Below are 6,844 nucleotides of genomic sequence, written 5' to 3'. Positions count from 1 at the left end.
CCGGCAGGCCCGGTACGATACAAGTCTCGGGGTAGGCAGCCTTCCGGCCTGAACCTATCCGGCACCGAGACCCTGGGTCTCTGTGTCCGTCCAGGAACCGCCACTGGGATACAACCTTGGGCGCGAATGTGCCGCCCTGAACTCAATCCCGCCGGGCGCGGCTGACCGTCTACGGCCTACGGATTGCAGCTGGCGCTGATGGCAGGGGAGACGCGGCCCACAATCTGCAATCTGGGATGCCTGCTGATGGGCCGGGATGTAGAATCGGCGGGGCTTCAGGCCGATGGATCTAGAGATCGAGGGATAGACGGATCGAGAGGCCAAGGGATCAAGTGGTCTAGTGGTCAAGTGGCCGGAAGCGGTCGGCCGCCTGGGCTAGCTTGCGGCTTGAGGCTTGAGCTTGAGCTGCGAAGTCCGGAGAGGCCTGTCAGAAGCCTTTAGCTGTCAGCCGCAAGCTGTAGGCTCGCTTGATGTCCCGAACCCTCCCGGAATGGGGTGCCTGTCCCGGGTCACGTCCTATTCGACAAGCAGGACCTTCCGAGTGGCTTGCGCTTGAGCTTGAGCTTGGGCTTGTGGCTCCCGCACGAAGTAGACGCCGGGCCTGGGGTGCTGGACGCGCCTGCCCAGCGCGTCGAAGACACTTGCGCCCTGCGGTAGGCGCCTGACCACCGTCGCTGCTGGCTTGCGGCCCACGGCTTGCTGCCCGGGGTTTTCTTCCAACACGCCGACGGTTCCCAGCGAATCGGTCTTGATGAGATAGACATTGTCGCTATCCGGCGTCCCTGCACCAAAGGAGTAGGTCCCACCTGAGACGACGTAGCCACCATCGGCCGTCTGTTGGACTGAGTAGCCAGCGTCACTTTGTGGCCCGCCATAGGTCGCGGTCCAGACCGTGTCGCCCAGGGCATTGATTTTGACAAGATAGACATCAGAGTTTCCTGCGCCGAAGGACTGGGTGATGCCCGCGATGACGTAGCCGCCGTCAGTGGTCTGCTGGACCGAACGCCCGTCGTCGTAGTTCGGCCCGCCATAGGTTCTGGCCCAAAGTGTGTCGCCTTGCGGGTTCACCTTGATAAGATAGACATCCCCATTCGCCGCGCCATAGGAGTCGGTTTCGCCGGCAATGATGTAGCCGCCGTCAGCAGTCAATTGGAGCGAGTAGGCCACATCCTGTCTAGACCCGCCGTAGGTTCTGGTCCAGAGTGTATCCCCTTGAGCATTGGTCTTGATGAGATACACGTCAGCGTTCCCTGCCCCATAGCCTGCGATAACGTAACCGCTATCGGCCGTCTGCTGGACGGAGTAGCCCCAGTCACTCTGTGCTCCTCCATAGGTCCTGGTCCAAACCGTGTCGCCCAAGGCATTGGTCTTGACTAGATAGACATCCCAGTTTCCCGCTCCGAAGGACTTGGTGCAACCCGTGATGATGTAGCCTCCATCGGCAGTCTGCTGCACTGAGTTGCCCATATCTTGATCCGTCCCACCATATGTTCTGGTCCAAAGTGTATCGCCCGAGGCGTCGGTCTTGACGAGATAGACATCGTACAACCCAGCACCGAAGGAGCCGGAACCCCCTGCGATGATGTAGCCGCCGTCCGTGGTCTGTTGGACAGAGTTGCCGCCGTCCTGATTGGGGCCGCCGTAGGTCCTGACCCAGAGTGAGTCGCCCTGAGCGTTGGTCTTGATGAGACAGACATCAGCATACCCTGCACCGAAGGACTTGGTCCAGCCTGCGACGATATAGCCATCATCGGCTGTCTGCTGGATCGAACGGCCGTCGTCGTCACTTGGCCCGCCGTAGGTTCTCCACCAGCCCGTCTGAGCAGAAGCGATTGAAGCCATGCAGATGACGGCCAGTGTGGCGCTGCCGACGGCCACAATGCTGATCCTCATCGCGGACATGATAGACTCGCGTGCGGGGGTGTCAAATCGGCGAGCGGAAGATGCCAAGATGTCCCGGAGATTCCATTTAGGCGATTGTCCCCAATTCCCTATTTCCCGATGGGAGGGAGACGCCGCGCCGCGTGACCAAATGAGTATCCCCGTTTCTCTCCGTTCTACTTGGGCACGAGTCCCGCGCTACGAAGAAGCTCCCGGTATCGTTCCCGCTCCGACTGCAGCGATCCCCAGAAAGCAGGTGCGAGGCAGCAGCCGGAACCGGTGCTGCCGGCCCCGAGGGCCAGCGACCCGGTGGATAGTATCTGACCAGTCTCCCTGCGCACCAGTCTTACGCGAGGGCCATCGCCTACGAACAGCACATAGTCAGCGTGAGTCTCACCAATCAGGGCGACTGGGTCCCATGCGGACGAGACATCGCTCTGCTTGGAGACCTCAGACGGCAAGGAAGCCGGAGACGTGCCGCCTCCAGGACTAGTCATGCCCTTCACCTCCGTCCTGAGTTTGGCCAGCGCCGGACGTTCTACTACTCGAAGACCGAAGGAGATAAGGTGCCCTGTGGCTGCATCTGCGTACGCGAAGTCGCTCCCGGAGGGACTCATCGGAATGACGGTGATCGTCGGGTTGCTGGGGGAGACATCCGCTACCACGTAACGTATGGTGGTTGTGCAGCCCGCCATCCAAGTCAGTAATGCCACCACGAGTGCAAGTTGCCGCGAACGCGTATTCATGTTGTTCTCCTTCATTTCGGCCATCAAGCAGCGGGCAGACTGGGGGATGTGTTCCTATTGCCAATTTCCGTCAAGACCAAGCTGAAGCCGACATCCATCGGGAGTAGGATAGCCGGAACTCAGGTCATGTCAAATCGGTGGCGGATGACGGCTTGCGGCTCACGGCTGACAGCTTGCGGCTCGGGGCCAGCGGGCAGCGTCCGCGCCAATCTGCAATGCCTCGTGGGAGCTTCCCCAAATGGGGTGCCTGTCTCCGGTCCCACAGCATCTTGACGCGCTTCGTAGGCAATTAGCACCGTGTTCCCGTTTCTCCCCCGGTCACTCGCTGCCTTCGGTAGCGTGATGCCCTTGACGCCGTCGTCAATGGGGTGGCTGTCCCTACTTCTTCCGCCATTTCTGGATGATGTCAATCACAGGGTCCATAGGCTCCACTATGGAGTAGTCGGACGTGGAGATTGTCCGGTTCATGTAGTCCCGGGTTATGTCGTGCCACACGTCCTCGAAAGGTACGTACTCCGTTACCACGCCAATGAGGACAAACGTATCGTTGAAAGGCAAGTCGCCCTCCTCGACTTCGATGACCGGTCCGCCACTGTTGCCTGGGTACACGGCGGCATCGATGATCAGAGTTCTCATCGATGGATTCGAGCCTGCCACGATGCCCTTGTGAACTAGCGGGCGGTCGCTGTCAATCTCGGGGAGTCCTCTAAGGCCGAGGTTCCTGGGGAATCCAAAGACGAACACATCGTTGCCGACTAGGACCTGATCGTACGTGCGCAGCATGTCCCACTTCACGACGGTGATGCGGAGCTTTCCACCGACGCTACGTCGCAGGTGGCGGCGGTACCACGTACAGACGCCACCTTCTGACTTGAAAGACAACGTGCCGCAACGGGCGACAGCGACGTCATGGCCCGTGTCTGCCTTCAGCAGCCCGTCTGTGAGAAGCGAATCGAGGTTCGCCTGGAATTCGTACCGCTGTCCGGCCGCGTACCCACTGACCATTGCGCTCGGTCCCCACAGGTGACGTGCGGCCGTGTCCTTGAAGAGCACGTGACGGGCTGTGACGAGGTACCAGTGCACCGAATCCGAATCCGTCACAAAGAAGCCAGTACCAGTCCTGCCGGCGACACTGATCATCACCGGGTAGTCCAGATTGCTCGGATGCAGCGCTCCCTGCGGGAACGCCTGCGTGCAAAATGCTAGCACGCAGAATGCGGAGCATAGCGGAACCGACATGTGATTCTGACTATTATGTGCGCTGTTCACTTAGGGCCTCCTCCGAGTGTAGCTTGTGCGCTCAGATTCTAGAACTCGCGGGCGGGGGTGTCTAATCGGCGGGGCGAAGCGAGGTCGGGGCTGACGGCTCACAGCTCACGGCTGACTGCCGTCCGGAGGCTTGTCGCGGGCGACTGAGGGGTACCCGTGGCTGCGTCTCCGTTCTCTGGACTCGGCTGCGCGGACGCGGACCTGTTGCAGCCACTGTTCCACCGTGAGCCCGTCGCGGATGCGCTTCGCTTCCGCTTCGTGGCGGACCTTGTGCAGCCAGTCCATCCAATCCAGTCCATCAATCTTCATAGTGCACCACCTGTTCCGGTGTCCATATGCGTACCGTCGGCAGTCCTTCTCGGGAGTTCACCGCGTTGAGTCGTTGTTCCGCCCACGCGTTGGCGAGGTGCTTGAGGTTCAGCGACACGATGATGTCCGCTCGCGCCACCGTCGCGTATGCCGCATGTCTTGCGTCGAGTGTCTCCGTCGCCGGGATGACACCGTCTTCGACGTAGACCCCGGCCAGCCGGGAGACCTCGGCGTCATCGGCATCGAGCAGAGTTAGCTGGTCGAGTAGAGCGAGGAGCTTTGAGCGCGTGGGTTCTGCGCTGGCATCGAGTTCTTCTTCAGTCAGGGGAGAAGCAGCCGCGTCCAGCATCCCCATGGAGATCTGCTGGAACATGGTCCTGACTGCCTCGCGCCTGAGTGCGTTGCGCGGCTCTTCATCGTAGTAGAACCCGAAGACCGAGGTCTCGATGTAGAGCAGCGGCCGTTGTTTCACGACGAAAGGATACCTCTGCTCAGACGAATGTCAACGTGGCTGCGACAGACTTGACGACGAAGTCCGTGGCGAAGCTGTCGGCGAAGTCAGGGTCGAACTTGTTCTCAAACTCAGCGACGTTGTTGCTGCGGAAGGCAGTTGGAGAGGGAAGTCGAAACGCAAGTCCGAAGGGAAGACGAGACGCAGGGCGGAAGGAACTGAGCAAGGGAATCCGCAAGGAGCCGCGCTTGGGGTCGAGCTTGGGACTGCGCAAGGAATCGAGCAAGGGGCCGCGAAAGGAGTCGAGAAACGCAGGCTGAAAGGGGCCGCGAAACGAACCGCGAAAGGGAACTCGAAAGGGGTTCGGAAAGGGAAGTCGAAACGCAACTCGAAAGGGATTTCGAAACGCAATCGGAGAGGGGCTGCGATAGGGCCTCCCAGGTAGGGGAGGTGGGCGGGGGACTATGCGCTTTCTCAAGGAAATCGTGCGCGGAGGTGCCGCAAGCGGGAATACATATAGTGAGAGAGGAGAAAAGCGGCGCAGGTGAAATGGCAGGAGTCATGGCTGGAGTCGTAGCTTGAGTCGCAGCAGGAGCCGTAGCGGACGTCGTTGCTTGCGCCGTAGCTGGTGTCGTAGCTGGCATCGTTACCTGAGCTGCAACCGAAGCTGTTGCTTGAGTCGTGACAGTAGTCGTTGCGTGAGCTGCAGCAGGTGTCGTTGCAGGCGTCATTGCGGACGTCATAACAGGAGTCATAGCCGATGATGTAGCTGGAGTCATGGCAGGCGTCATAGCGTAGGTCGTAACAGGAGCCGCGACGGGTGAAACAACCAGAGTCGCAACACGACCTGCAGCTTGAGCTGCAACAGGTGAAGCCGCGTACCCCGTGCAGGGGTGGTTTGTGGTCATCACAGCGTAAGCCGCTTTGGCACAGCCGTTTGTGCAGGATTCTGGCTTGACTATTAGTATATGAATTCATATAGTTTGGGCAGCAGGACCGATGGCATGAGAAGACCGATTGATACGTTCCGCGTCCCGCCTGAACTGGGCCATCGGCTCAGAGACCTCAGGCTCAGGGCCGGGCTGACCCAACCGGAGTTGGCTCAGGTCATGGGCCGGACCGGCAAGGGCAAGGCATGCATTGTGAGCCGGATGGAGAAGGGCAGGGTGCAGTTCCCGTCGCTCGGACTCGTCGCCGATTTCCTGCGCGGATGCCGGGCCGGGTTCAAAGAGATCCTCGATATCCTCGACCTCTACACCGAGCTGCCGACAACCCAGCAGCAGGTGTTCGGAAAGGCCCTGGCCAAGGTCGCGGCGAGCGTTCCCGAGAAATGGCAGGCTCAGGTGACGAAGTACGACCTGCGCATCGACATTCCGAAGACGGCTCCGGAGAAGACTCCGGTGCAGGTGAAGCCCGACCTGTCGCATCGGCTGGAGCGTGCGCGGAGGAATGCGGCGGCAGCGAGAAGGCGCGTTCTCTATGGCCGGTTCCTGTCGCGGGCGGTGAACGAGACGGGACTGGACCCGGTGATGAGCGTGACCGTGCCGCTGTTCAATCACGGGCTGGAGTTGTTCCGGATTCTCTACAGGACGCGGAAGGCGAAACCGGGAAGAAGGGAGAAGCTCCTGGCTGAGTCGAGGGTCACGTTCGAGCAGGCGAGTGGGTTTGCGCCGGAGGCCATCCAGAAGCTCGAGGATGGCGTGCGGCGGGAGTTTGCCCGGCTGGAGATGGCGGGAGATTTGGACTGGCTGCCGGACCTGAGCCTCGATGAGTACGAGGCCAGCCTGCTCAAGCCGGCCGGCAGGCGGGACGCGCGGAAAGTACATCTGCGTGAGTTGTCACTGAAGATCGGGGAGTACTCGGCCGCGTGCCGGGCCGTGACCGAGCAAGTCTGGCAGGATGTACAGCCGTTCCTGGATGAGGCGGGAGTGGCGAAAGAGCGGAGGGCGGTCTACCGGCGGTTGGGAGGAGTATGCTGTACTGCCGTGTTGAACAGCGAGCCGGGGAGCGAGATGGACCGGCATGAGATTGAAGCGTATGTCCAGGAGCCGCAGTGGATTCGGCTCGGGCTGGACACTGCGCTCGCGCAGAAGCTTGCCGGCATCATGCTCGTCCGTTTCCGCGAACTGGCCAAGACACTCCCTCCGGATCCTCGGCTGAGGTGGTAGCCGGGGTAGACCGGTTCCGG

At 60.8% G+C, this 6,844-nt stretch carries 7 protein-coding genes; 1 reads left to right on the top strand and 6 read right to left on the bottom strand.

Going from position 1 to position 6,844, the window contains the following annotated elements; translation table 11 throughout:
- Positions 1 to 516: 516 nt before the first annotated feature.
- The 6 genes from FJY68_07900 to FJY68_07875 all read right to left on the bottom strand — a co-directional run bounded on the left by FJY68_07900 (position 517) and on the right by FJY68_07875 (position 4,930).
- Complete coding sequence (locus FJY68_07900) at positions 517 to 1,893, bottom strand: hypothetical protein (protein MBM3331756.1); 1,377 nt, start codon at positions 1,891 to 1,893, stop codon at positions 517 to 519.
- Between the two features lie 164 nt (positions 1,894 to 2,057).
- Positions 2,058 to 2,627, bottom strand: a complete 570-nt coding sequence (locus tag FJY68_07895) for a hypothetical protein (GenBank protein MBM3331755.1) — start codon at positions 2,625 to 2,627, stop codon at positions 2,058 to 2,060.
- Positions 2,628 to 3,005: 378 nt separating this feature from the next.
- A complete protein-coding gene (locus FJY68_07890; GenBank protein MBM3331754.1) occupies positions 3,006 to 3,896 on the bottom strand; it encodes a trypsin-like peptidase domain-containing protein in 891 nt (296 codons plus the stop codon).
- Positions 3,897 to 4,001: 105 nt separating this feature from the next.
- Positions 4,002 to 4,205, bottom strand: coding sequence for a hypothetical protein (locus tag FJY68_07885; protein MBM3331753.1), 204 nt, complete (start codon positions 4,203 to 4,205; stop codon positions 4,002 to 4,004).
- Positions 4,195 to 4,677: a type II toxin-antitoxin system VapC family toxin gene (locus FJY68_07880; protein MBM3331752.1), complete on the bottom strand. Its 483-nt coding sequence runs from the start codon at positions 4,675 to 4,677 to the stop codon at positions 4,195 to 4,197. The genes FJY68_07885 and FJY68_07880 overlap by 11 nt, the downstream gene beginning before the upstream one ends.
- A 19-nt stretch (positions 4,678 to 4,696) precedes the next feature.
- Positions 4,697 to 4,930, bottom strand: a complete 234-nt coding sequence (locus FJY68_07875) for a hypothetical protein (GenBank protein ID MBM3331751.1) — start codon at positions 4,928 to 4,930, stop codon at positions 4,697 to 4,699.
- Positions 4,931 to 5,624: 694 nt separating this feature from the next.
- On the opposite strand from FJY68_07875, the gene FJY68_07870 reads away from it, so the two are divergent.
- Positions 5,625 to 6,824 carry a helix-turn-helix domain-containing protein gene (locus FJY68_07870; GenBank protein MBM3331750.1) on the top strand — a complete coding sequence of 400 codons (1,200 nt, stop codon included), beginning with the start codon at positions 5,625 to 5,627 and terminating at the stop codon, positions 6,822 to 6,824.
- Positions 6,825 to 6,844 lie beyond the last annotated feature (20 nt).

The sequence above is a fragment of the candidate division WOR-3 bacterium genome (assembly GCA_016867815.1).
Lineage (GTDB): Bacteria > Hydrothermota > Tepidihabitantia > Tepidihabitantales > Tepidihabitantaceae > UBA2258.
The sequence above is the reverse complement of the archived record's forward strand: the minus strand, read 5'-3'. Positions and strand labels throughout refer to the sequence as shown.